General features: G+C 60.6%; 18 protein-coding genes. 5 read left to right on the top strand and 13 right to left on the bottom strand.

The genetic code is table 11. The annotated features are described in order from the left end of the window. Nucleotides 1–80: 80 nt before the first annotated feature. The 12 genes from QPJ95_RS07060 to QPJ95_RS07005 all read right to left on the bottom strand — a co-directional run bounded on the left by QPJ95_RS07060 (nt 81) and on the right by QPJ95_RS07005 (nt 10,192). Nucleotides 81–1,334, bottom strand: a complete 1,254-nt coding sequence (locus QPJ95_RS07060; RefSeq protein WP_270917598.1) for a flavin-dependent oxidoreductase — start codon at nt 1,332–1,334, stop codon at nt 81–83. Between the two features lie 81 nt (nt 1,335–1,415). Continuing rightward, nucleotides 1,416–1,958: an isopentenyl-diphosphate Delta-isomerase gene (idi, locus tag QPJ95_RS07055; protein ID WP_270917599.1), complete on the bottom strand. Its 543-nt coding sequence runs from the start codon at nt 1,956–1,958 to the stop codon at nt 1,416–1,418. Nucleotides 1,959–2,106: 148 nt separating this feature from the next. Continuing rightward, a complete protein-coding gene (locus QPJ95_RS07050; protein WP_270917600.1) occupies nt 2,107–2,568 on the bottom strand; it encodes a c-type cytochrome in 462 nt (153 codons plus the stop codon). A 110-nt stretch (nt 2,569–2,678) separates the two neighbouring features. Continuing rightward, a complete protein-coding gene (locus QPJ95_RS07045) occupies nt 2,679–3,707 on the bottom strand; it encodes a P1 family peptidase (protein WP_270917601.1) in 1,029 nt (342 codons plus the stop codon). An 83-nt stretch (nt 3,708–3,790) separates the two neighbouring features. After that, entirely contained in the window at nt 3,791–4,144 is a 354-nt protein-coding gene (locus QPJ95_RS07040; protein WP_270917602.1) for a cupin domain-containing protein, read from the bottom strand. Then, nucleotides 4,141–4,887 carry an SDR family oxidoreductase gene (locus QPJ95_RS07035; protein ID WP_270917603.1) on the bottom strand — a complete coding sequence of 249 codons (747 nt, stop codon included), beginning with the start codon at nt 4,885–4,887 and terminating at the stop codon, nt 4,141–4,143. Before QPJ95_RS07035 ends, QPJ95_RS07040 begins: the two co-directional genes overlap by 4 nt. A gap of 62 nt (nt 4,888–4,949) precedes the next feature. Continuing rightward, nucleotides 4,950–5,369 (bottom strand): alternative ribosome rescue aminoacyl-tRNA hydrolase ArfB, encoded by a 420-nt coding sequence (gene arfB / locus QPJ95_RS07030; RefSeq protein ID WP_270917604.1) that lies wholly within the window; start codon nt 5,367–5,369, stop codon nt 4,950–4,952. A gap of 332 nt (nt 5,370–5,701) precedes the next feature. Next, entirely contained in the window at nt 5,702–6,325 is a 624-nt protein-coding gene (locus QPJ95_RS07025; protein WP_270917605.1) for a queuosine precursor transporter, read from the bottom strand. A gap of 156 nt (nt 6,326–6,481) precedes the next feature. Further along, entirely contained in the window at nt 6,482–7,390 is a 909-nt protein-coding gene (locus tag QPJ95_RS07020; protein ID WP_270917606.1) for an esterase-like activity of phytase family protein, read from the bottom strand. Continuing rightward, nucleotides 7,363–8,184, bottom strand: coding sequence for a penicillin-insensitive murein endopeptidase (mepA, locus tag QPJ95_RS07015; RefSeq protein WP_270917821.1), 822 nt, complete (start codon nt 8,182–8,184; stop codon nt 7,363–7,365). The genes QPJ95_RS07020 and mepA overlap by 28 nt, the downstream gene beginning before the upstream one ends. A gap of 44 nt (nt 8,185–8,228) precedes the next feature. Continuing rightward, entirely contained in the window at nt 8,229–9,593 is a 1,365-nt protein-coding gene (locus QPJ95_RS07010) for an MFS transporter (protein WP_270917607.1), read from the bottom strand. Between the two features lie 50 nt (nt 9,594–9,643). Next, complete coding sequence (locus QPJ95_RS07005) at nt 9,644–10,192, bottom strand: acyl-CoA thioesterase (RefSeq protein WP_270917608.1); 549 nt, start codon at nt 10,190–10,192, stop codon at nt 9,644–9,646. A gap of 129 nt (nt 10,193–10,321) precedes the next feature. Between QPJ95_RS07005 and QPJ95_RS07000 the strand changes: the two genes are divergently transcribed. The 3 genes from QPJ95_RS07000 (at nt 10,322) to yaaA (ending at nt 13,605) form a co-directional block, all read left to right on the top strand. Continuing rightward, on the top strand, nt 10,322–10,609 hold the full coding sequence (locus QPJ95_RS07000; protein ID WP_270917609.1) for a YggT family protein: 288 nt from the start codon (nt 10,322–10,324) through the stop codon (nt 10,607–10,609). Between the two features lie 143 nt (nt 10,610–10,752). Further along, nucleotides 10,753–12,801, top strand: a complete 2,049-nt coding sequence (gene recQ, locus QPJ95_RS06995) for a DNA helicase RecQ (protein ID WP_270917610.1) — start codon at nt 10,753–10,755, stop codon at nt 12,799–12,801. Nucleotides 12,802–12,831: 30 nt separating this feature from the next. Then, nucleotides 12,832–13,605 (top strand): peroxide stress protein YaaA, encoded by a 774-nt coding sequence (gene yaaA, locus QPJ95_RS06990; RefSeq protein ID WP_270917611.1) that lies wholly within the window; start codon nt 12,832–12,834, stop codon nt 13,603–13,605. Between the two features lie 13 nt (nt 13,606–13,618). Here the strand turns inward: yaaA and QPJ95_RS06985 are convergent, their stop codons facing one another. Further along, nucleotides 13,619–15,898, bottom strand: a complete 2,280-nt coding sequence (locus tag QPJ95_RS06985) for a response regulator (RefSeq protein WP_270917612.1) — start codon at nt 15,896–15,898, stop codon at nt 13,619–13,621. 145 nt (nt 15,899–16,043) lie between these two features. On the opposite strand from QPJ95_RS06985, the gene QPJ95_RS06980 reads away from it, so the two are divergent. Then, on the top strand, nt 16,044–21,485 hold the full coding sequence (locus QPJ95_RS06980) for an alpha-2-macroglobulin family protein (protein ID WP_449301433.1): 5,442 nt from the start codon (nt 16,044–16,046) through the stop codon (nt 21,483–21,485). 95 nt (nt 21,486–21,580) lie between these two features. Beyond that, nucleotides 21,581–23,581, top strand: a complete 2,001-nt coding sequence (pbpC, locus tag QPJ95_RS06975) for a penicillin-binding protein 1C (protein ID WP_270917613.1) — start codon at nt 21,581–21,583, stop codon at nt 23,579–23,581. Nucleotides 23,582–23,769: the final 188 nt, after the last annotated feature.

The raw sequence follows: 23,769 nt of genomic DNA, 5'->3' as shown, positions 1-23,769 counted from the left end.
TGGATATCCGGCTGCGCCGGAATATCCAGGACTGGTTTGGGCCTGGCGCCGCGCTGACGCGCGGCGCGGTTGCGATCCATTCAGACCCGGGCACTCGCCGCGATGATGCTTGGTTTGGCGTTCAGATCTTTGACCGAAAACCCCGCCAGAGCCTTGTATTTCTCGGCATGCGCCGCCAGTTCGGCGACGGGGATGACGCTGTTGATATCGTCGAAATCGCCGCCACAGAGGTCTTCGACCTGTTGCAATACCCCATCAGGGCCGTTGCCCGAGCGGTTGGCGTGCGCCACACCGGTGGCAATGGGGCGCACCTCATCCTCAAAGGCCTGCAGGGCCGCTGCGGTGACGCCGTGCTGGAGGATGCGGGCACCGATCACCCGCGCATCAATGATCGCCTGACCCGCACCGTTGGAGCCGACCGGATAGGTTGGATGGGCGGCATCGCCCATCAGGGTGACATTGCCATAGGTCCATTGATCCAGCGGATCCCGGTCGACCATCGGGTATTCATAGACCACTTCGGCCCCCTTGATCAGGGCTGGAACGTCGATCCAGTCAAACTGCCAGCTGCTGAAATCGGCCAGGAAGTCATTGATATCGGCGGCCCGGTTCCAGTCTTCCTTTTTCCACGGCGCGGATCGGTCGAAGCTTTTCTCGGCGATCCAGTTGAGGGTGGCGATGCCGTTTTCATCCGGGTTTGAGATCGGATAGGCAACCAGACGGACATCATCATGGCCGATCATCACCATGGCGGCGCCGCCCAAAAAGGCCTTGGCCCGGGTGGTTGCACGCCACAGAATTCGGCCATTCCAGATTGGTGCGCCCTCATCCGGTGCGATCTGGGCGCGCAGGGCGGAATGGATGCCATCGGCGGCCACAATCAGATCGCCTTTGATGCGACGGCCATCGGCCAGCAACAGGACGGCACCGTTAGCGGTGTTCTCAAAACCATCTGCGCGGGCGCCGGTGGTGATACACTCAGCGCCTGCACGCTCAAGCAATACGCGGTACAGCATCATCTGCAAGGCGCCGCGGTGGACCGAATACTGCGGCCAGGCATAGCCAGCCCAAGTGCCGCGCGGTTCTTCCCAGATGGTCTTGCCCAGCTTGGAATAAAACCCGTATTGCCGCGTTTTGACGCCAATGGCCTCTAGCTCTTTGGCCAGATCCAGATCCAAAAGTTCGCGCACGGCGTTGGGCTGCAGATTGATGCCGACGCCCATCGGTTTGATTTCGGCCGCGGCCTCAAAGATATGAAACGGCACGCCAATCTGGTGTAGTGTCAGCCCGAGCGTCAGCCCGGCGATGCCGCCGCCAGCGATGAGAATGGTCAATGAAAGTCCTCCAAGTCGTTGATTGCAGAGAAAACACAATAGGGTGTTACGGGCAAGGCAGCGGCCTGAGTGTCGCTGCGTTCAGGACTTGGAGGCGATAATCAAATCCGGGCCAAAAATGACATCGGCATGGTTTTGCAGGTAGATCTTTAGCCAGGGGGTGAAGCGCTCAGGGTAGCGGGCGACTTCGGCCAGCAAATCGTGGTAATCAACCCAGCGGGTATCCATCACCTCATCCGGGTTCACCACCATTTTTAGGGGCCGGTGCACATGGGCGAGAAAGACGTCAACGACTTCGTGCTCGATCAAATTGTTACCGACGTCAGCGCGATATTCCAGGTGGTGGCGGAATTCTGGGTACAGACCGGTGATTCCCAGTTCCTGCTCCATCCGTCGCACCGCACAGGCCGAGGGTTGTTCACCCCACATTGGATGGGTGCAGCAGGTGTTGGCCCAGAGGCCCGGCGTGTGATATTTGCCCAGGGCCCGGCGCTGCAGCAGGATATCAAGACCTTTGACAACAAACACTGAAACCGCCTTGTGTTTCAGGCCCTTTTCATGGGCGAGCAGCTTGTCGGTCGGGGTCAGGGTGCCATCCACCCAGGCTGGGATCAAAGTGTTCATTCCAGGTCCGCGATTGTTATAATTCAGGATTTGTCCGGATCAGACCATATCCAGGTTAATCGCTAGTATCTGGCGGCTCAAAAAGCAATGGAGCGAAAGGCCGCGGCGGGTGACCGCGCCCTTTCAGGTTTTTCAAAAGACTGCCGGATCAGTTGCTGGCGGGCTCTTCGGTCGTTTCTTCAGCTTCCTCGGCGACCGGAGCCGGGCTGACACTTGCGAGGAAGGCAAAGATGTCTTCGCCGCCCTTTTTCAGCTTGAAGGACATTTTCGACTTGGCCTTGGCGTTGCCGGTTTCGGCCCGCATGAATTCTTTTGGGTTAGTGACAAAGCCAATGAATGCCTCTTCGTCCCAAGCAAGACCGCCTTCGCCTGCAGCGACTAGATCCTTGCCGTATTTGAAGCCTTCATAGGTGCCGGCAACACGGCCTGGAAGACCCCAGAGGTTGGGGCCGGTTTTGCCGCCTTTGATGATGGCTTCGCCTTCGCCCGAGACGACGCTGTGGCATGCTTTGCATTTGTTAAAGGACTTTTTGCCCTTGGCGATATCACCCTCAGCAAAGGCTGGCGCGGCGAGTAGGCTGACAAATGCAGCTGCGGCGAGTAGTTTCATAGGTTTGCTCCGGTTCAATTGGCTAAAGGCATTACTTGCCTTCGCGGCAGAATAGTCAACTGAAGCAGTCGCGAGTTTGATGTATATCAGTAAAAACGCGCGGGATCTTGCTAATCGGGGCTTTTCCAGCAGGGCAGCAGGTCGCCAGGCATGGGATTTGCGCAATATGCGGCGCGGGCGATTGCCCGGCTCAGGCACAATGATGCGGCATGGCCGATCAGCGACAGATCGGATTCGGTGGTGTGCAGTTCCCGGGATTCGGTGCTGAGGGCAAATACCAAATCGCCATCGCCTGGTGAGTGGGCCGGCACCGTGGCGCGGCCAATGCCGTCATGCGCCGCAATGGCCAGCCGCTGACACTGGGCCTTGGTGAGGGTTGCATCGGTGGCGACAATGGCGATTGTTGTATTGCCGCGATCCTGCGGCAGCGGCAGCCCCGCCGCTTGCGCCAGCATGGAGTCCATCTTGCGACTGTCGAGACTGCGGCCCAGTCCGGCGGCGGGGTCCGGCCCCAAGCCGCCAAATTCACCGTCGATCTCAAACGGCGCGGCCCAGAAATGCCGATCACCCGGCGTGGTCACCGCGCCAATTGGATTGGAGGCGACCAGCGCCCCAACCGTGATGCCGTTGTCCAGCACAAAGGAGGCTGAGCCCAGGCCGCCCTTGACCATGGCGGTCAGGGCACCGGTGCCTGCCCCCGCAGTGCCGAGGGCAAAATCCTCGGCGGCGGCGTCAAAGGCCGCCCGGCCCAACGCGTGATATGGGTTGTCTTGCCAGTCTTTGGCACCGCCGTTCAGCAGGTCAAACAGGATTGCACCCGGGACCAGCGGTATTACCGCCGGCCCCAGTTTGAAGCCCCGCCCTGCGGCCCGCAGCGCGTCAACCACGCCGCTACAGGCATCCAACCCATAAGATGAGCCGCCGGACAGGGTGAGCGCATCCACCCGGGCCACTGATTTGTCCGGTGCCAGCAGATCAGTTTCACGGGTGCCCGGAGCGCCGCCCATCACATGCACTGAGGCTGTAAACGGGTGATCCGCGGTCAGCACCGTGGTGCCGGATTTCAGAACATCGTCCTGTGCATTGCCGACTTTCAGGCCGGGGACATCGGTGATCAGGTTCTTGGGGCCGGGTTTCATTGCAGGGTCCTGTGAAAAAGGGAAGGGGGGCGCGCTTTCGCGCGCTGCCTCCGGCGGAGGTATTTTGGACAAGAAGAAAGGCGTTAGATCCTTGGTTTTGGCGCGGCAGTTGCAGGGTTTCCGGAATTGGGCTCACCTTTTGGTTCAATCAGAAGAACCTTGCATTCTACCTCGGCGCGAGGCCGGTGCATTATGCCCTTGGGGACGATATAGAGTTCGCCCGCGCGGACCACTTCCGAGTCGCCATCTTTGATGTCCATCACCATCTCACCTTCGAGAACGAGGAAGAAATCATCGGTGGTTTCGTGCAAGTGATAGGGGAATTCGCCCTGAAACTTGACCACCATGATGTCGTTGTCATTGTAATCGGCGACAACCTTGGGATTCCAGTGGGTTGAAAACAGCGCCAGTTTTTCGGCCAGGTTTACGCGGCTCATATGCAGCGACCTCCGTCCACTTCCATCGCCACACCGGTCACCATGCTGGCCTCGTCCGAGCACAGGTAGCAGGCAGCATTGCCCATGTCCTCGGGGGTGGAAAAGCGACCGATTGGGATGGAGGCGATAAACTGGGCGCGTTTTTCAGGGGTGTCTTCGCCCATGAAGGATTTCAGCAGTGGGGTTTCACCGGCCACAGGATTGATGGCGTTGACGCGAATGCCCTGTGGCGCCAGTTCAACCGCCATCGCCTTGGTGGCGGTGATCATCCAGCCCTTGGAGGCATTGTACCAGTTTAGATTGGGCCGCGGGCTGACCCCAGCCGTTGAGGCGACGTTGAGGATGGCGCCGGACTGGCGCGATTTCATATGCGGAACCAGAGCGCGGGCGGTGAGGTAGACTGATTTCATGTTCACATTGAAAACACGGTCAAAATCGTCTTCGCTGACCTCGTCCAAAGGGGTTGGCAGGTGGGTGATGCCGGCGTTGTTGATTAGAATGTCAACGTGGCCAAAAGCGGCGATTGCCGCCTGCGCCATGGCATTGACCGAGGCGGCATCGGCGACATCCACCGTTTGCGCCACACAGTCGGCACCGAGTTTTTCGGCCATATCAGTGGCCGCGTCGCCATTGATGTCGGCAATCATCACACGGGCGCCCTCGGCCAGGAATTTTTGCACGATGCCGGCGCCAAACCCTGAGGCGCCTCCGGTGACGATGGCGGTTTTTCCGTTGAGGCGCATGACATTCTCCAAATTGACTGGGCGGCAAAGTAGCAGCGCGCCGCGCGGGTGCAATCGCCGGATCAGTCATCGCCGATTTTACCCCGCGTCGTTTTCAATACGCTGCGCTGTTTCTTGGCGGTGATGCGGCGCTGGACCGAGCCACGGGTTGGTTTGGTGGCGATGCGGCGCTTGGGGGCGACCAACGCCTTGCGAATCAGATCGGCAAGTCTTTCACGTATCAGATCCCGGTTGCGCTGCTGCGAACGGGTTTCATCGCAATACATGACAATCGCGCCTTCTTTGGTCCAGCGACGTCCGGCCAACCGCCTGAGCCTGTTCTTTACGGGCCCGGTAAGCGCTGGGCTGCGATCGGCCTCAAACCTAAGTTCCACAGCGGTAGAGACCTTGTTGACGTTCTGGCCGCCGGGCCCCGAGGCGCGGACAAAATGTTCGCTCAATTCCCAGTCTTGCAACGCGATAGTGTCGGTGATGCGCAGCATGGGGATTGTCCTATGGTCTGTTGAGCCGGAGTGTTAGGTCGGCGTTGTAGCTGATCTGTCCAAAGGGGTCACATTAATCGGTTCAACAATTGGTTCAAAATATCAAAAGGGCTGACCGAACACGTAACGGGCAGCCCTTCTTGAGTTTCGGAGGTGTGCCGGTTAGGCGGTCCCCAATTCAGTTTCTGCTAGTGCCAAGGTTTGCCTCAGCGCTGAGTCTCCTGAACTGTTCCGACACCAAACTCCAAGTTCTCAATAGACATAGAGTACCTCCTCTCATTTGTTACGCATGGGATCAGCGTGGCATAGAAAATGGAGATGTCAAAACAAAATCATGTGGTGTTCGAGGTAAGCTTCCCCACGATGATGCGGAAAGGCACCAAAGCGATCAGCGCCAGCGACAGCTTGACGATCCAGTCTGCACAGGCCAGCGACACCCAGAGCGGCGCCATTGGGCCAAAGCCGAGCAGGGGCAGCATTTCGCCTGCCCAAGAGATATCATTGCCTGGTTCAAGCCAGATCAGCGCCGCTGAAAAGGCGATTGTGAAAAAGATGGCGGTATCAATCAGTGACCCAACCAGCGTTGACGCCAGCGGCGCCCGCCACCAGGCGCCTTTGCGCAGGGCCGAGAAGATCGAGATGTCCAGCATCTGCGCGATGAGAAAGGCGAGGCCAGAGCCAATGGCGATACGCAGGGTTACCAGCGGGCCAAATTCCCCGATGATCTGGGTGCCGATCAGCGAACAAAGGACGCCAACAACAAAGCCGACAAGCACCACTTTGCGGGCTGGCCCTTCGCCATAGACGCGATTCATCACATCGGTGACCAGGAAGGCGAGGGGATAGGTGAAGGCGCCCCAGGTCAGCCATTGGCCGAACAGGAATTGCACTAAGATATTGGAGGCCACAACGATTATGGCCATGGCAACAATGCCGGGAAGATGGATGCGCGTCATTTTCTGAGTCCGTTTTTACAAGGTAGCGGCAACTTGATGGGTGATTTTTGCAGGCAGTTCTCGGACCTAGTCGAGACGTCTTGATTTGGCAAGTGTTGTGCTCTGGGACGGTGCTTGGGTGCCCAATCGCCGGGCCCAAGCCTGCGGTGATCCGGGCTAGTCGGGGAGTGCGTATTCCACCAATTCGGTGCGCTGCAATATCAAGAAGTTGTCGTCGGAGATCATCGTGGCACGCAGACGCCCGGTGGGGTCGCGCCAGACCGACAGCCCTTCGAGATTGTCATGGCTGCCAGGGGAGGTTTGCAGCAGAATCTGCTCGTTGACAGGGCCATTTTTGGTGAAATCCCAGCGCCGCAGACGGCTGCGAAAGCCAAACAACCCATAATCGCGTTCCAGGAGGTAAAAGCGACCGTCGGGGCCAATATCGGCGCTGACCGGAAAGAAATCTCCCCTGGGTGGCAGGGTGAACGGCGTCGACCAGCTGCGCCCGTCCCAGTGCCAGACCGGAATTTGGCCATCGCTGTTCAGAGCGTGTTCCGGCAGGGTGTAGAGATGCCCGCGCGCATCACTGGCCAGCGCCTCTAGCGCCTTGTTAATGGGCAGGGATCGGAATTCTTTGGGCCGTGGTAACACCTCGCCGCGACTGCTTGCCTTGTGATGGCGCACCACCCGCGAGATGCCCTCGAAAGAGATATAGATGGTTCCACTCGGGGCAATGGCCAGCCCTTCACTGTCGCGGGTCCGACCTCTCAGAGCGCCGCCGGATGACGCACGCAGTTGATGCACTGATTGAATTTCGATACCTGATATCTGGCCCTTGTCACGGTTGATTTGCGCCGTGGCGAGGGTGGCGCGATCGCTGAGAATGGTCATCGAACTGCCATCGGCGCTGAGCGACAGCGCCGAGAGACCGCCGAACCAGTCTGCGCTGATGCGCCAGGTGTAGCTGCCCAGATATGTCGCCCTGTTGGCCGCATCATTGCGGTTGGCAGCCTGGGCCGCAATCCCGAGGCTTGCGGCAACTATCAGGCTTAGCGTTAGTTTGACTGCAGTACCGAGGCGCATTGTTTTGGCAGATCCGACAAAGTGTAATCGCGACGAGGTTTAGGTTTTGGCGCGTTGGGGTCAACCGGTTTTGGCGGCGGCGGGTTCAGGATGTCATCAACCCATGTCTGGGCAGCCCCACATCCGTCGCCCTTGGGCGGCGCTGCCTGATTGGTGCAGCCTCGGGCGCCCTTGGGGCATTTCAGGCGCACGTGAAAATGATAGTGGTGTCCCCACCAGGGGCGAATTTTGCGCAACCAGCGACGGTCACCGGTCTCATCCTTGCACATCTGGACCTTGGCGCCGGGGAATACAAAAATCCTGGCGACCCGTTTATCTTTGGCTGCGGCGCGCAACAGGGCGTGATGCTGTGGCGTCCAGCTGTTGTTGACGAAGGCACCGTTGGCCCGGCGCATTGAAATGGACGACAGGTCTTCGCGCTGGCGGCTGTTCAGGTCAAGCTGGTCCGGTGGCAGCATCCAGATATCGACATCAAGGCCGATCTGGTGACTGCGGTGACCCGAGAGCATCGGCCCACCACGAGGCTGGCTGATGTCACCGATATACAGCCCGTCCCAGCCCCGTTGTCTGGCCGCGAACCGGCTGAGCTTTTCAATGAAATCAATAGTCTCGGGGTGGCCCCAGTTGCGATTGCGCGACAGCCGCATCGCCTGCCATGTGGCGCCGGTCTCGGGCAGTTGCACAGCACCTGCCACACAGCCCTTGGCATAAGAGCCAATGGGTGCGGGCTGTTGTTGTGAACCGTTGGGTTTTGCCCCGAACAGCTGCTTGGCCGCGGTCTCACCGCTTGCCATACTGGTAAGGTAAAAAACTACGAACAAACTGGCAAGTAGCTGTTTCAATCCTGGTCTCCCTCGGCGCGGACCCATATCAGCAGAATCAGCCCGACAATAAACAGGACGACCACTGGCGATATGCCCAAGCGTGCGCTGCCGGTGACACTTGTGGCAACCCCTATGAGGGCCGGAGCCAGAAACGCGGTGGCGCGGCCCGACAATCCGTACAGGCCAAAGCTCTCAGTCGGGCGTTCAGGGTTGGTATGGCGCACCATCAGGCTGCGGCTGGTGGCCTGCAGGATTCCGCCGAAGCCGCCGATCAACACGCCGCAGCAGAAGAAAATCATGTCCGGTAGGGTTGAGCTCTGGGCCAGAGGCACGCCGAACAATTGATCGCGGGACATGCCAACAATGATGGTGCAGACCAGTGTCAGCACCAAGATAGAGACGATGATCACCGGTTTGGGGCCAAATCGGCGGTCGGCGTGGCCTCCGAACCAGCAAAACAGCGCTGACGATATTGCCGCGACAATGCCAAAGATCCCGATCGAGGTGATCTCCCAGCCCAGCACCAGACGCGCATAGACGCCACCAAACCCGTAAAGCCCGTTCAACGCATCGCGGTACAGCATGGACGAGCCGAGATAGCTGGCCAGGCTTAGCCGGTTGCGCAGGTTTTTCAGGGATTGCACCACCAGTCGAAATGCGCCGCCAAAACTGCCAGGTTGGCCGGTGCTTTTGCCGTCCCGCACCCAGAGGAAATAGGGGATCATGAAGACCGCGAACCACAGGGCGGTGATGGGACCAACAGCGCGGGTGCCTTCGCGGCTGGCTGCATCCAGGCCAAATGCCGGGTCCAGCCCGATCAGGGTCTTGCCGTTGCTTTGTTCCACAAACAACAACAGCAGAATGAACAGCGCCACCACGCCGCCCAGATAGCCAAAGGCAAAACCCGAGCCCGAGATCTTGCCGACGTCATCCTTGTTGCACAGCGATGGCAGCTGTGAATTGATAAAGATCAGCGCAAATTCAGCTCCGATAAACCCAATGCCAAAACTGATCAGCATCCACCACAGGTTTGACCCCTCTGGGTCCATGAACCACAGCCCAGCCGCGCCGATCACATACATCACGGAAAAGACAATGATCCAGGGCATGCGCCGCCCTGAGATATCGGCCAAGGCCCCCAGCAATGGCCCGCCAAAGCCAATGATCAACCCGGTCACCGTCAGACACAGCGACCAGATGGTCTGCGCCTGCGCCTTGGCGGCCTCGTCTGCCAGCCCCTGACCCATAAAGAAGTCGGCGGCCACGGCGGCAAAGAACGGTCCAAAGATAAAAGTGACCAGTAGGGTGTGGTAGGGTTGGCTGGCCCAGTCAAAGAAATACCAGCCCCAAATGCGCTTGCGCGTTGAAATTTCCTGCATAGCTATCCCTGAAATACCTTTTTACGCAGGTATGACAGCGGTGATTGCAGTTAGGCAAGCCCATCCTGCATCGGTGGCCAGGGGCGGGTGGCATCGGCCTGACACCAGGCTTTGATCCAATCGGGCATTGGCGGCGGCACTGCATTGGCGTGACCCATTTCCGCCAGAACCTGCGCTGGGGGGATAATACCGGTTTTGCCGGTCACCGCAGAGCGGAACATCACGTGGCTGGCGCATTCGCCATTCTTTTTCCACATCGACTGTTCAAGATAGATGAACTTGTCGTCCCAGGTGACCGCCCGACTGCGCATCTCAAACCGTTCAAAGCCGCGAATGCGACGGCGAAAACGAACAGTGCTGCCCGCCATGGTCATGCCCCAACGGTGTTTGCTGATGGCCGCAATCAGACCAACCCGTTGTGCGTTCATTGTGCGGCCCAGATCATAGAGCGTCATGGCGCGGCCGTTGTTCAGCTCCAGCCAGATATCCAGATCCCAGGGCCAGCAGATGTGATGCGACACATGGGTCTCGGTTAGCTGCAACGGCGGCATGCGGCGGGCAAGGAGCATATCCTTGATCAGGCGGACAATCGGGAACATGGGTAAGGCCTTTGTAATCTGCGCCTGTCATGCCCTCTTTGGCAGCAACGTCAACCACAACTTCGCGGAAGGCTTGCGCTTTGCGGTGTTGCTGCTTACCTCTGGGTCGGATCCAAAGAAGGAAATAAGATGTTGTCGTTGTTCCAAATCCTGATGCTTGTCCTCGACATCGTCTGGTTCTTTATTATTGCTCATGTGATCATGAGCTGGCTGATCAATTTTCAGGTGCTCAACCTGCATCAGCAACTGGTTGGCCAGATCTGGTATTTCCTGAACCGTATCGTCGAGCCGATGTATGGCCCGATTCGCCGCATTTTGCCCAATATGCAGGGCATTGATCTGGCGCCGCTGGTGGTGTTGATCGGGGTCTATGCGCTGCGCATTATTTTGGCCAATAATATCTCTGCCTTCTACTGACTGGCCGCTTTTGACTGGCGTTCTGCGTTAGGTATTTAAGGACAAGAAGAAGTAGGGGCCATCTGGCCCTTGCTGTGCGATTCTGCATGTGAGATTGTAACGATCAAACGAGCAGCAACTCCCCCACGCGAGGCTTTCCGCCGATGACAGCCCTGCCAGGCGCTTCCCCACTCTTACGCGATGTCTTTGGCTTTGACGCCTTCCGCCCCGGTCAGGAAGAGATCGTTGATGCCGTGACCGCGGGTGAAAACGTATTGGCCATCATGCCAACAGGCGGCGGCAAATCCCTGTGTTTCCAACTGCCGGCGCTGATCCGCGAAGGGGTTACGGTGGTGATATCGCCGCTGATTGCGCTGATGCGCGATCAGGTGCGGGGCTTGCAAGAATCCGGTGTCGCCGCCGGGGCGTTGACCTCCGGCAATACCCAGGAAGAGACCGACGCTGTATGGGAGGCCCTGGAGGCCGGGCGGTTGAAACTGCTGTATATGGCACCTGAACGGCTGGCCTCAGGCGCGGCGATGGGTATGTTGCGGCGTATCGGGGTCAGCATGATTGCGGTGGATGAGGCCCATTGCGTCAGCCAGTGGGGCCATGATTTCCGGCCTGATTATTTGCGCATCGGTGAGCTGCGGCAGGCGTTGGACGTGCCGCTGGCCGCCTTTACCGCCACGGCGGATGCCGAAACCCGCGACGAGATTGTTCAGAAACTGTTCGACGGCCAACCGCCGCGATCCTTTTTGCGCGGGTTTGATCGTCCGAATATCCATCTGGCATTTGCCACCAAAGACGGTCCCCGGCGGCAGATCTTAGGCTTTGCCGCCGCCCGCAAGGGGCAATCGGGCATTGTCTATTGCGGCACCCGCGCCAAGACCGAAGCGCTGGCAAAGGCGTTGCGCGATGAGGGCCATGTGGCCTGCCACTACCACGGCGGCATGCAGGCCGAGGACCGGCGCATCGTCGAGACCCGCTTTGCCCGCGAGGACGGGTTAATTGTGGTGGCCACGGTGGCCTTTGGCATGGGCATCGACAAGCCTGACATTCGCTGGGTTGCCCATGCGGATCTGCCCAAAAGCATCGAGTCCTATTATCAGGAAATCGGCCGGGCCGGGCGCGATGGCGCCCCGGCCGAGACCATGACCTTGTTTGGCCCGGATGATATTCGCCTGCGTCGCAGCCAGATCGACGAGGGGCTGGCGCCGCCTGAGCGCCGCGCCGCCGATCATGGGCGGTTGAATTCGCTGTTGGGGCTGGCCGAGGCGCTGCACTGTCGCCGCCAAAACCTGCTGGGCTATTTTGGCGAGGTAACTGAACCCTGTGGGCACTGCGACCTCTGCGACACCCCGGCCGAGGTGTTTGACGGCACCACCGCAGTGCGCAAGGCGCTCTCGGCTATTTTGCGCACCGAAGAGTGGTTTGGTGCGGGCCATTTGATCGATATTCTGACCGGCACTGAGAGTGATAAAATCCGGGCGCGCCGACATGATCAATTGTCGGTCTATGGCTGCGGTCGCGAATATGGCAAACGTCAATGGCAGGCGGTGTTTCGGCAGATGATGGGGCATGACCTGGTGCGCCCCAACCCCGAACGCCACGGTGCGTTGCAGATGACCGCGGCGGCGCTGCCGGTGCTGAAGGGAGAGGCCCAGATCTCTCTGCGCAAGGATTCGATCAAAACAGCCAGCCGCCGCCCTGCAGTGAAAGCTCTGGTCTCCGAGGAAGACGCGCCGCTGTTGTCGGCACTGAAGGCCAAGCGGCGGGCGCTGGCTGAGGCACAGTCAGTGCCGGCTTATGTGATTTTCCCCGACCGGACCCTGATCGAAATGGCGGAAACCCGTCCCTGCGATCTGGATGCGATGGCGCATATCGGTGGTGTGGGGGCGAAGAAACTGGAGCGCTATGGCGATCTGTTTCTGGCGGTCATCAATGGCGCCGCCGAGGAGGTTCACCCAGTTCGGCGCAAACTGGCCGGGCGGTCGGCGGGCACTGTGTATGATGCGCTGTTAGAGGCGCAAAGCCAGTTGTCTCGCGGCGAGGGTGGCACCGAAAAACCACTCAGTTGCTCTGCCAGCCTGTTGGCAAAGGTGGCTCAGATGCGGTCAAGCGATGAAGCGGGACTTGTGCGTTTGCTTGGTGACAAACGGGCGGAACGATTTGCCGCCGCATTTCTGAATATTCTACGGACTGAGGGTTAAAGCATGTCGAATTTGAACAGGGAGACCGGGATGCTTGTTGTTATCTCGCCGGCCAAGCGGCTGGATTGGGCAGACCGCGCCGTTGCAGTGACGCAGCCGGAGTTTCAGGCGGATGTGTCTCGGCTGGTTCGAACCGCGCGAAATCTGACGCTGGGTGAGTTGAAAAAGCTGATGAGCCTGAGCGACGATCTGGCCCGGCTTAACCGGGACCGGTTCCGCGATTTTGCTGATGACCCTGCCGCTGACATCACCCGGCCTGCGGCGCTGGCCTTTGCCGGGGATACCTATCTCGGGCTTGAGGCGGCGACGCTGGACGGTGACGAAATGGCCTGGGCGCAGGATCATTTGCGCATCCTGTCCGGGCTCTACGGGGTTTTGCGGCCACTGGACGCGATCCAGCCTTACCGGTTGGAAATGGGCAGTCGGTTGAAGACGCGTCGCGGCAAGAACCTGTATGAATATTGGCGCGATCAGCTGAGCCTGTCGCTGAATGCCCAAGCGCAGGTGACGGCGGCGCAAGTCTTGGTGAACTGTGCCAGCAAAGAGTATTTTGGTGCCGTCGCCCCCAAGGCGCTGACGCTGAAAGTGATCACACCGGTGTTCATGGAAGACAAAGCTGGTGCCCCCAAGGTGGTGAGTTTCTTTGCCAAGCGTGCCCGGGGTGCCATGGCGCGTTTCATCATTCAGAACCGCCTGCGTGATCCCGAGGCGCTGCAGGATTTTGATATCGGCGGATATGCCTATCAGGCTGAGATGTCGACGGCAGAGGCACCCGTCTTTCTGCGACCCTATGCCAGCCCGTAACGATGGGCCCTGACTAGGGCTGGATCGGTTGGGTTTCGTCGGGGACATGGCGTTCGATCTGCTGGTGAATGACTGCCTTGCGGAGCGGTTTGGTCAGATAGTAGTCCAGACCTGCAGCTAAGATTCCTTCGGAATCCCCATTCATCGCATGGGCGGTCAAGGCGACGATCGGGACATGGCGACCGGAATTTCCCTCGATATTGCGGATCTCACTGGTGGCCTGCTTGCCGTCCATTTTTGGCATGGAAATATCCATGAAAATCAGGTCAGGAGAAAAGTCGTTATAGGCCTCCACGGCCTCAATCCCGTTGTTGGCAAAGCGGATGTCGATGTTCAGGTCTTTGACCATCTTGCGGAACACCAGTTGATTGGTCTTGTTGTCCTCGGCGGCCAGAATGCGCATCAGACGCGGTGCGCTGCTGTCTGGGCTCGGATCCTGGGGGGCTGGCTCAGTGGTCTCGCTGGCCGCTGATTCCGCTGTTGAGGGGGGGGGCGTGTCCGGGGTCGCAACCTCTGGAGTGGCCAATGGCTTATTGTCGGGAACCACCGTGCCCATTGCCGCCAGTTTGGAGAACAGGTCATTCCGAAGCACCGGTTTCTGCAGAACCCCTTGAATCAGGTTTTGGGTGGTGGTGTCGCGCGCAAAGTTCGAGTTTGAGCTGAGCAGCAGGAACGGCACCTCCCGCCAGCCGCCTTGGCGCAGCGCGGTGGCCAGTTGCACCCCATCCATAACCGGCATGTGGTGATCGCTGATCACCAGATCGATGGTGTCGTCCATCAGCTGCAAAGCCTCGCTGCCCGAGGCTGCGGTTGTCACCTCTGCGCCCAGCATTTGCATCTGTTTCTGCAGGATAGAACAGTTCATCGGCAGGTCATCGACAATCAGCACATGTCGCAGGTTGGTGGGCAGTTCCGCGGTGTAGGGCTGATCCCCTTCGGCCATTGGCAGTGGCACCCGGAACCCAAAGCATGATCCTTTTCCTTGCTCGCTGTCGACCCAGACTGACCCGCCCATCAATTCGATCAGACGCTTGGAGATCGCCAGCCCCAGACCGGTGCCCTCAAACTGGCGGTTCCGCTCGTCTTCGACTTGATTGAACTCGCCAAAAATATGCTGGATCTTGTCCTCTGGAATTCCAATGCCGGTATCTTCGATGGCGACATGGATGGCACAATTGGCGCCATCTTCACCCGGCACGCCGGTGACACGCAGCGCCACATGGCCTGCCTTGGTGAATTTTACGGCATTGCCGACCAGATTGGTCAGGACCTGCCGAATACGGCCGGGATCGCCGATAAATCGCGTTGGCAGGAACAGGTCATAATCCACCAGCATCGCCACCCCTTTGTCGCGGGCGGTAGGCTGCAACAGCATCACAACCTCATGGATGCAGCGTTCCATGTCAAAATCTTCGCTGTGCAGCACCAGTTTGTCGGCTTCGATCTTGGAGTAGTCGAGCACGTCGTTGATGATCACCAGCAGCGCCTCACCCGAGTTTTTGATGGTGTCGGCGTATAGCCGCTGTTCATCACTCAGGTCGGTGTCATTCAGCAGTTCCGCCATGCCCACCACCCCATTCATCGGGGTGCGGATTTCATGAGACATATTGGCCAGAAAGGCAGACTTGGCGCGGTTGGCGGCCTCGGCCCGCTCTCGGGATGTGCGCAGTTCTTCCTCGTAGTGAACCGATGAGGTGATATCCAGCGCAAGGCTGACGACATCGCCACCGTGGCCACGTTGGTCGATCAGTTTGAGATAACTGTCGTTCCACAGTCGAATAACCACAGGTTCCGGGGTCGGTGACACCCAGCGCGCCGTCATCATCTGGCGCCATTCATCGGGATTGTGCTGTCCGGTGTTGACCAGACCTTCGTCCGTCAGGATCTGTAGAATGCGCATGTAAGAAATGCCGGGCGTGACTTCTTCAAGGCCTTCGAATGTATTGAGATAGGCGGTGTTTGCCCCGATCAGTTTGCTGTCGGCGCCAAAGAAGGCAAAGCCATCCTGGATGGTCTGGATCGAATGCCACAAGCGGCGTTCGGCCACCTCGATCTTTTCGTTGGCCACATGCAGGTCGGATTTGACCTTTTCATTCTCGCCCCGAACAGTTGCAACTTCGTCCCTGAAGGTTGCCACCTCGGCCTGTGTTGCGCCAATCTGTTTGGTCAGCGCCAAGGCATGACGGCCCAATTTGCGATTGGCAGCTGAAAGTTCCGCCTGCTTGAGCTCAAGCAGGCGTTCAGCGGCCAAACGGGCGCGCCGCTCGAGAGCTAGTCTGTCAGATTTGGGCATCCCTATGGGCTCCAGCGGCGACGATACAGGTGGGTCAGCACCCAAGATCAATTCAGAACGTGAAATGGTATTTATGCTTAGCTACGTCGTCGGCCTTGCCATGTGGTTAATCGCGTGACAGCCTGATATAAATTTGGAGGGTGCCATGATTGCTGTGTGCGTTAGATTTTTATTTTTTATTTTCATGAGTTTGTCGGTCAATTCAGCGGTTTGGGCAGACTCCTTGGTACCGCCCTTCCGTTTTGTCGCCACCAAAGATGTCGACTTCTATGGCTCTGATTTACAATCAATTTTTGATACCGACCTGCAAAGCTGTGTCCGGGTGTGCGCAAGTCAGGACAATTGTGTGGGATTTTCCTTCAATTCCCGGTCGAACTCGTGCTTTCCAAAGAGTGTGATCGGGAAATCAAGCCCTTACGTGGGGGCCTTTTCGGCCCAAAAGATCCAAACACCAGCCTCGATTCGCGCCATAGGAGAGACCCGCAGCTCTGAGTTGTCGTTTCTGACACCGGTTGATTTGACACGTGCCAGCGATCTCGCCCGCGAAACCGGGTTGCGTCATCCGGCGGGCAGCTATGAGCTGGATCAGCTGATCGAAGTCGCCCATGCGCGGGCCCAGGAGGGCAATAAAACCGCAGCAATGCGCTGGATGGGGGCGGCAGTTTCGCTGAGTGATCAGCCGGACCTTTGGGCCGATTACGCCGATTATTTACTGCGCATCACCCAAGGGAACAGCGCGCAGAAACGTAAGTACCAAGAGCGCGCCCTGTCCGCAGCGGTGAACAGCTATTTGCGCAGTGAGCATCGCGGCAGTCGAACCACTGCGTTGGTTCTGGCCGCCAAAGCGCTGGAAGCGCTGGGCCGTGGTCGTGACATGTTGCCGGTCCTGCGCCTTGCCGAGGACATACAGCCCCGCCGAACCACCGCCGAAATGCTGGACAATGCGATTGGCAAATACGGCTTTCGGGTCAACGACAGCACCATCGAAAGCGACAGTGCCGCGCCGCGGATTTGTATCGAGTTCTCTGAGGAATTGGTCAAATCCGGGGTGGATTATGGCGATTACCTGAAACTGCCGGACAGCCGCATGGTGGCAGAGCCCAGCGGGCGCCAGCTGTGTATCGACGGCGCCGAACATGGACAGCGCTATCGCGTGACCCTGCGCCGTGGATTGCCAGCCGCCAATGGCGAGGCGCTGTACCGCGATATCGAGCTGACCCATTATGTTCGGGACCGGTCCGCCTCGGTGCGGTTTCCCGGTCGCTCTTATGTGCTGCCCAAGTCCGATCTGGCGGCGCTGCCGATTGAAACCGTCAACCTGACCAAAGTTGAGTTGCAACTGCGGCGGGTCAGTGACCGCAACCTGCTGCGGGCGCTGCGAGAGGGCCTGTTTGGCCGTCCGCTGTCGCAATGGCAGGACGAGTATTTCTCGGAGGAAATCGCCCAGGAGGTCTGGACCGGGTCCGCCGATGTGCAAGGCGATCTGAACCGTGACATGACCACCCGGCTGCCGCTGGCCGAGGCAATTGCCGGTCAGCCGGTCGGTATCTACGCCCTGAGCGCCCGTATTCCGGGGGCAGATCCCTATGACAATCCGGCGGCGACGCAGTGGTTCGTGCTGTCGGATCTGGGGATCAGTTCGATGTCAGGCGCCGATGGGCTGCATGTGCAGATCAACGGGTTGTCTGATGCCAGCGCCAAATCCGGGGTCGAGATCACTCTGGTGTCACGCGCCAATGCGGTGCTGGGCACGGCGATGACGGATGATAGCGGTTATGCAAAGTTTGCGCCGGGATTGTCACGCGGTCGCGGGGCTTCTGCTCCGGCCATGATTCTGGCCCAGAGCGGCGAGACGGATTTTGGATTTCTGTCGCTGACGGACCCGGGGTTTGACCTCTCGGACCGCGGTGTCGAGGGGCGCCCGTCGCCGGGGCCGGTGGATGTCTTCCTGGCCACGGATCGCGGCGCTTACCGTGCTGGCGAGGTTATCAACGTGACCGCCCTGACGCGGGACAGCAAGGCGCAGGCGATCGAGGGCCTGCCGTTGATTGCCATCCTGTCGCGCCCGGACGGGGTGGAATACAGTCGCCATATCTCGGACGGTGGCCAATTGGGCGGTCATGTCTTTGCTCTGCCGGTTGGACTGTCGGCGCCGCGTGGGTCGTGGCGTCTGGACATCAAAAGCGACCCCAAGGCGCCGGCGCTTGCCAGCCGCCAGATACTGGTCGAGGATTTTCTGCCCGAACGGATCGACTATACCCAAGAACTACCCACCGGCGGCCTGCGTCCCGGTGACAATGCACCGCTGACCATCGAGGCGCGTTACCTGTTTGGCGCACCGGGGGCCGGATTGACGATCGAGGGCGATGTCAGTCTGCGCGCCGCTGCCACTGTCGATGGCTGGGCTGGCTATCAGTTTGGCCGCTACGACGGGCAAAGCACCACCCAACGCAGCTATTTCGGCAACGATACAACCGATGCCCAAGGGTTGGCCACGATGTGGATCGACATCCCCACTGGCGCCGCCACCGGCAAGCCGATGACCGCCACCGTCACCACCCGTCTGGCAGATGGATCGGCCCGCCCGGTCGAGCGACGGCTGACGGTTGCGGTGCGCCCGGATGCGCCGGTCATCGGCATCAAACCGATGTTCGAGGATGTTGTAGGCGAGGGCAGCGAGGCGGTGTTCAGCGTGATCGCTCTGAATCCTGATCTGCAGGCGATGCCGATGCAGGTGAAATGGACCCTGAACCGGGTGCGCACCCATTATCAGTGGTATCAGCTATACGGCGACTGGAACTGGGAACCGACCACCCGCCGCACCCGCATCGCGACGGGTGAGGCCTCGCTGTCAGGCGAGCCGCTGGTGCTGTCGCAACCGGTAGACTGGGGTCGTTATGAATTGGTGATCGAGCGGCTGGATGGCGACGGGCATGTCTCGGCGGCGTTGGATTTCTACGCCGGTTGGTACGCCCCGGCGGATGCCGCCTCGACACCGGACCGGCTGGAGCTGTCACTGGACCGCGAGACCTATCAGCCCGGTGATACCGCCAATCTGCGCATCGTGCCGCGCGCTGCGGGAACCGCGCTGATCTCAGTTCTGTCAAATGAGCTGATTGAACGCCACGCGGTCGAGGTCCCTGCCGGCGCCTCGGTCATTCCTTTGACCGTGACCGAAGACTGGGGCAGTGGTGCCTATGTCAGCGCCATGGTGATCAAGCCAATGGACGGTGCCACTGACCAGACCCCGGCGCGCGCACTTGGGTTGGCGCATGTCAGTATTGAACAACCCGGCCAGCAGCTGACCGTCACCGTGGAGGTACCCGAAGTGGCGCGCCCTCGGGGCCGGGAGATCGCAACAATCCGCGTTGACGGTGCCAGTGCCGGCGGTGAGGTCTGGCTGAGTGTGGCGGCGGTGGATCTTGGTATCCTTAACCTTACCGGTTTCAAAAGCCCGGACCCATCGGCGCATTATTACGGCCAGCGCCGTCTGGGCATGGAATTGCGCGATATCTATGGCCGCCTGATTGACGGCCAGAACGGAGCCCTCGGGCAGGTGCGATCCGGCGGCGACGCCGACACCGGCATGCGGATGCAATCGCCACCACCGACCCAGGATCTGATGTCGGTGTTCTCGGGGCCGTTGCAGGTTGACGCTGACGGTACGGTAGACGTCCCGATTGAATTGCCAGCCTTTAACGGCACCGTGCGGCTGATGGTTGTGGCCTGGTCCGGGCGTGCCGTGGGGCAGGCCGAGCAGGACATGCTGGTGCGTGATCCGGTGGTTGTCACTGCCTCGGCGCCGCGGTTCCTGGCGCCCGGCGACAGCAGCCGGGTGCTGTTGGAGATCGTCCATGCAGACGGCCCAAGCGGCGAGATGGCGCTGACAGCGCGGGTGCTGGGGACGGGTCTACAGTTGGGGGACCTGCCAGCCTCGGTGACGCTGAGCCATCAGGGCAAGGCGACGCTGGAGCTGGCGGTTGCTGCGTTGCAAGTGGGCGATCCGGAAATTGAGCTGACCCTGACCACCCCCAGCGGCCAAGAGCTGGTGCAGCTGTTGCGGCTGCCGGTGCGGGCCAATGATCCGGTGGTGTCGCAAACCCGGCGCTTCTCGCTGGGGTCGGGGGACAGTTTCCGCTTTAGCGCCGATGTCTTTGCCAATCTGCGCGCCGGAACTGGCCGCGCCGTGCTGTCGGCGGGACCACTGGCCAAATTCGACGTGCCCGGTCTGCTCAGCTCGCTGGACCAATACCCCTATGGCTGCACCGAACAAGTGACCTCCAAGGCGATGCCGCTGTTGTATTTGTCCTCGGTGGCGCAGGCCTCGGGGCTGGGCAATGGACCGGCGGTACAGATGCGGGTGCAGGACGCCATCGCCAAGGTGCTGACCCGACAGGCCAGCAATGGCGCCTTTGGGTTGTGGCGGGCCGAGAGCGGCTATTTCTGGCTGGATGCCTATGCCAGTGATTTCCTCAGCCGGGCGCGGGCGCAGGGCTATATGGTGCCGGATCAGGCCTTTCGCCAAGCGATGGACAACCTGCGCAACCGGGTGAATTACGCGGCTGACTTTGATCATGGGGGCCGCGCACTGTCTTATGCGCTGCTGGTGCTGGCCCGCGAAGGCGCCGCGTCGATGGGCGATCTGCGCTATTATGCCGACGTTAAGGGCGATGCCTTTGACTCGCCGTTGGCGGCGGCCCAGTTGGGCGCGGCCCTAGCGTCTTACGGCGATCAGACCCGCGCTGACAAGATGTTCACGCGGGCGGCGGCGATGATAGGCCGATCCAGACCCGAGGCCTCGTTGTGGCGGGCTGATTTTGGCACTCACCTGCGTGACACCGCTGCGGTTCTGGCGCTGGCCGTCGAGGCGGGCAGCACTGCGATCAGCCAGGATTATCTGAGCAATCGTCTTATCCGCACCGAGGGGCATCGCTCCACGCAAGAGGCCGCATGGACGCTGATGGCTGCGCAGGCGATGATCGACACGCCCGAGGATTCGGGGCTGTTGGTGGATGGCCAGCCGGTGCCAGGTGCCTTTGTGCAGGTGCTCGAAGCGGATGCCGCAGGCCAGGTGATCGAGATATCCGTTGCCTCGGGGCGCAGCACGGATATCACCCTCACCACGCTGGGGGTGCCCGAGGTGGCGCCCGAGGCTGGTGGCACCGGCTTCACCATCAAGCGAGAGTATTACGCCTTGGATGGAACGCCGATTGAGCGCCGCGACTTTGCTGTGGGTGAGAGGTTTGTCACCGTGCTGCAGATCTCTCCGCATGAAAATCTGGGCGCCCGGTTGATGGTCAATGACCCGCTGCCGGCAGGGATTGAGATCGACAATCCCAATCTGCTGCGCTCGGGCGATCTGCGCGAGCTGGACTGGCTGGATCTGGCTGAGGCGGAGCATAGCGAGTTCCGCTCAGATCGGTTCCTGGCAGCGGTCAATCTGCACGGCACTGGTACCGTGACACTGGGCTATATCGCCCGCGCGGTGACACCGGGCAGTTTCCACCACCCGGCGGCCTCGGTCGAAGACATGTATCGCCCAGCCTACCGCGCCCGCACCGCAACGGGTCGCGTTACGGTCCGGTGACATCCGGGACGCAAATCACCAAGGGTCGCGACCCGGACCATCAAAGGGGCAAAAAGTGGACGTGGTGGGTCGCGATTTTTGCCATCACAGTTGCTGTGCTTCTGGTCGCGGGGAACCGCGCGTTCAACGCTTGGGTGCAGCGCACCGAATTGCCGGTCACCCTGGCGGAAACCTCAACCGAGGTCCGCGACCGCAATGGGGCTTTGCTGCGCGCCTACCCGGTTGGCTCGGGTATCTGGCGGCTGGCGGTGCATCCCGATCAGGTTGACCCGGACTATTTGTCGATGCTGGTGCGCTACGAGGACAAGCGGTTCTGGACCCATGCCGGCGTTGACCCAACCGCCATGCTGCGCGCGGCTGCACAGGCGCTGTGGAACTTTCGCGCAGTGTCGGGCGGATCAACCCTGACCATGCAGGTAGCCCGGCTGCTGGAAGACGGCAGCACCGGCCGCTGGGCGGGCAAGCTGCGTCAGGTCCGGCTGGCGCTGGCATTGGAGCGGCGGCTTAGCAAGCAACAGATCCTAACACTCTATCTGACCCATGCGCCCTATGGCGGCAATCTAGAAGGTATCCGCGCCGCCACCCTCGCGTGGTTTGGCAAAGAACCGAAGCGGCTGACGGCCTCACAATCGGCGCTGCTGGTGGCGCTGCCGCAATCCCCCGAGCGCCGCCGCCCGGACCGGGCGCCTGACCTGGCACGCGCCGCCCGCGACCGGGTGTTGTCCCGCATGGCGCGCCAAGGGATGATTGATGCCGACGAGATGCAGATGGCACAGGGTGAGGCCATGCCGCGCAAGATGCTGCCTTTTGCCCAGTTGGCCCCCCATCTCGGCGACCGGATGCGGGCCGCTGACCCTGAAACCCAGAGATTTGATCTGACCATTGATGCGGCAGTCCAGGCCCGCATGGAGCAGCTCTTGCGGGATGCGACCCGGCAACAGGGTGAGCGGCTGTCGGCGGCGATGGTGGTGGCGGATTACCAGACCGGAGAGGTGCTCGCCTCGGTTGGATCACCCGGCTATCGCGACAGCCGGCGGTTGGGGTTTGTCGATATGACACAGGCGCTGCGATCCCCCGGCTCGACGCTGAAGCCGCTGATTTACGGGCTGGCCATTGATGAGGGGCTGGTCCACCCGGAAACGCTGATCCATGACGGGCCGGTGAATTTCGACGGCTATGCGCCGCAGAATTTTGATGGCGCATTTCGCGGCGATCTGCGAGTGCGCGAGGCGCTGCAGCTGTCGCTGAATATCCCTGTGGTCAAGCTGACCAACGAATTGGGAGCGCCGCGGATCATGTCGGCGCTGCGCCGCGCCGGGGTGGCCCCCAAACTACCCGGAGGGGTGCCGGGGCTGGCCATTGCGCTGGGCGGGGTTGGTGTTACGCTGCAGGATCTGGTGCAGCTCTATGCCGGGCTGGCAGCCGGCGGCCAGGGGCCGGCACTGTCCCTGCGGCTGGATGAGGTCCGCGCGCAACAGGGGCGGTTGATGTCAGATGTGGCGGCCTGGCAGCTGATGGACATCCTGCGCGGGCTGGCGCCGCCGCAGGGCGCGCGGGCCGGGGTGCTGGCCTATAAAACCGGCACATCCTATGGTCACCGAGATGCCTGGGCGCTGGGCTGGGATGGCCGCCACGTGATTGGCGTTTGGATGGGCCGCGCCGATGGTACCCCGGTGCCGGGGGTATTTGGTGGCAGTCTGGCAGCACCAGTGTTGTTCGAAGCCTTTGGACGTCTGAAGCCGGACTTTGAGCCCCTGCCACCGCCGCCGCCCGCAACTTTGATTGTCAGTTCTGCCGAGCTGCCCCGACCACTGCGCCGGTTCCGCCCGCGCGGTGCTGCATTTGACGGCCCCAGCGATGCACCGCAACTGCTGTTTCCGCCAGATGGCGCCCGTCTGAGTCTGCAGGATGGCCCGCTGACCCTGAAACTGCGCGGCGGCGCCACGCCGTTTCTGGTGCTGGCGAACGGGCGGCCGGTGATCCAGGGTCAGCATCTGCGAGAGTTTGAGATCCCCAATCCGGGTCGTGGCTTCTCTGCGCTGGTGGTGGTGGATGGAGACGGCCGGTCGGCCCGCGCCACTGTGCGGCTGGACTAGGGCTCTGAAAGGTCACCCAAAGGCTCCCGCGTCTGCGCGAAGCATCGGTTAATACCGACGCAGCTTGCAGACTTGGGGGTGGCGCCGCGCTTTGCGCGGCGCCACCCCCAACGGAAGGCCGATCTCCGTCAGGAGTTCAACGACGGGCGGGAGCCTTGGGATGCAGGTCACTGAGCGCAGTTGGTCAG

The sequence above is a fragment of the Parasedimentitalea psychrophila genome, assembly GCF_030285785.1.
GTDB lineage: Bacteria > Pseudomonadota > Alphaproteobacteria > Rhodobacterales > Rhodobacteraceae > Parasedimentitalea > Parasedimentitalea psychrophila.
The sequence above is the reverse complement of the archived record's forward strand: the minus strand, read 5'-3'. Positions and strand labels throughout refer to the sequence as shown.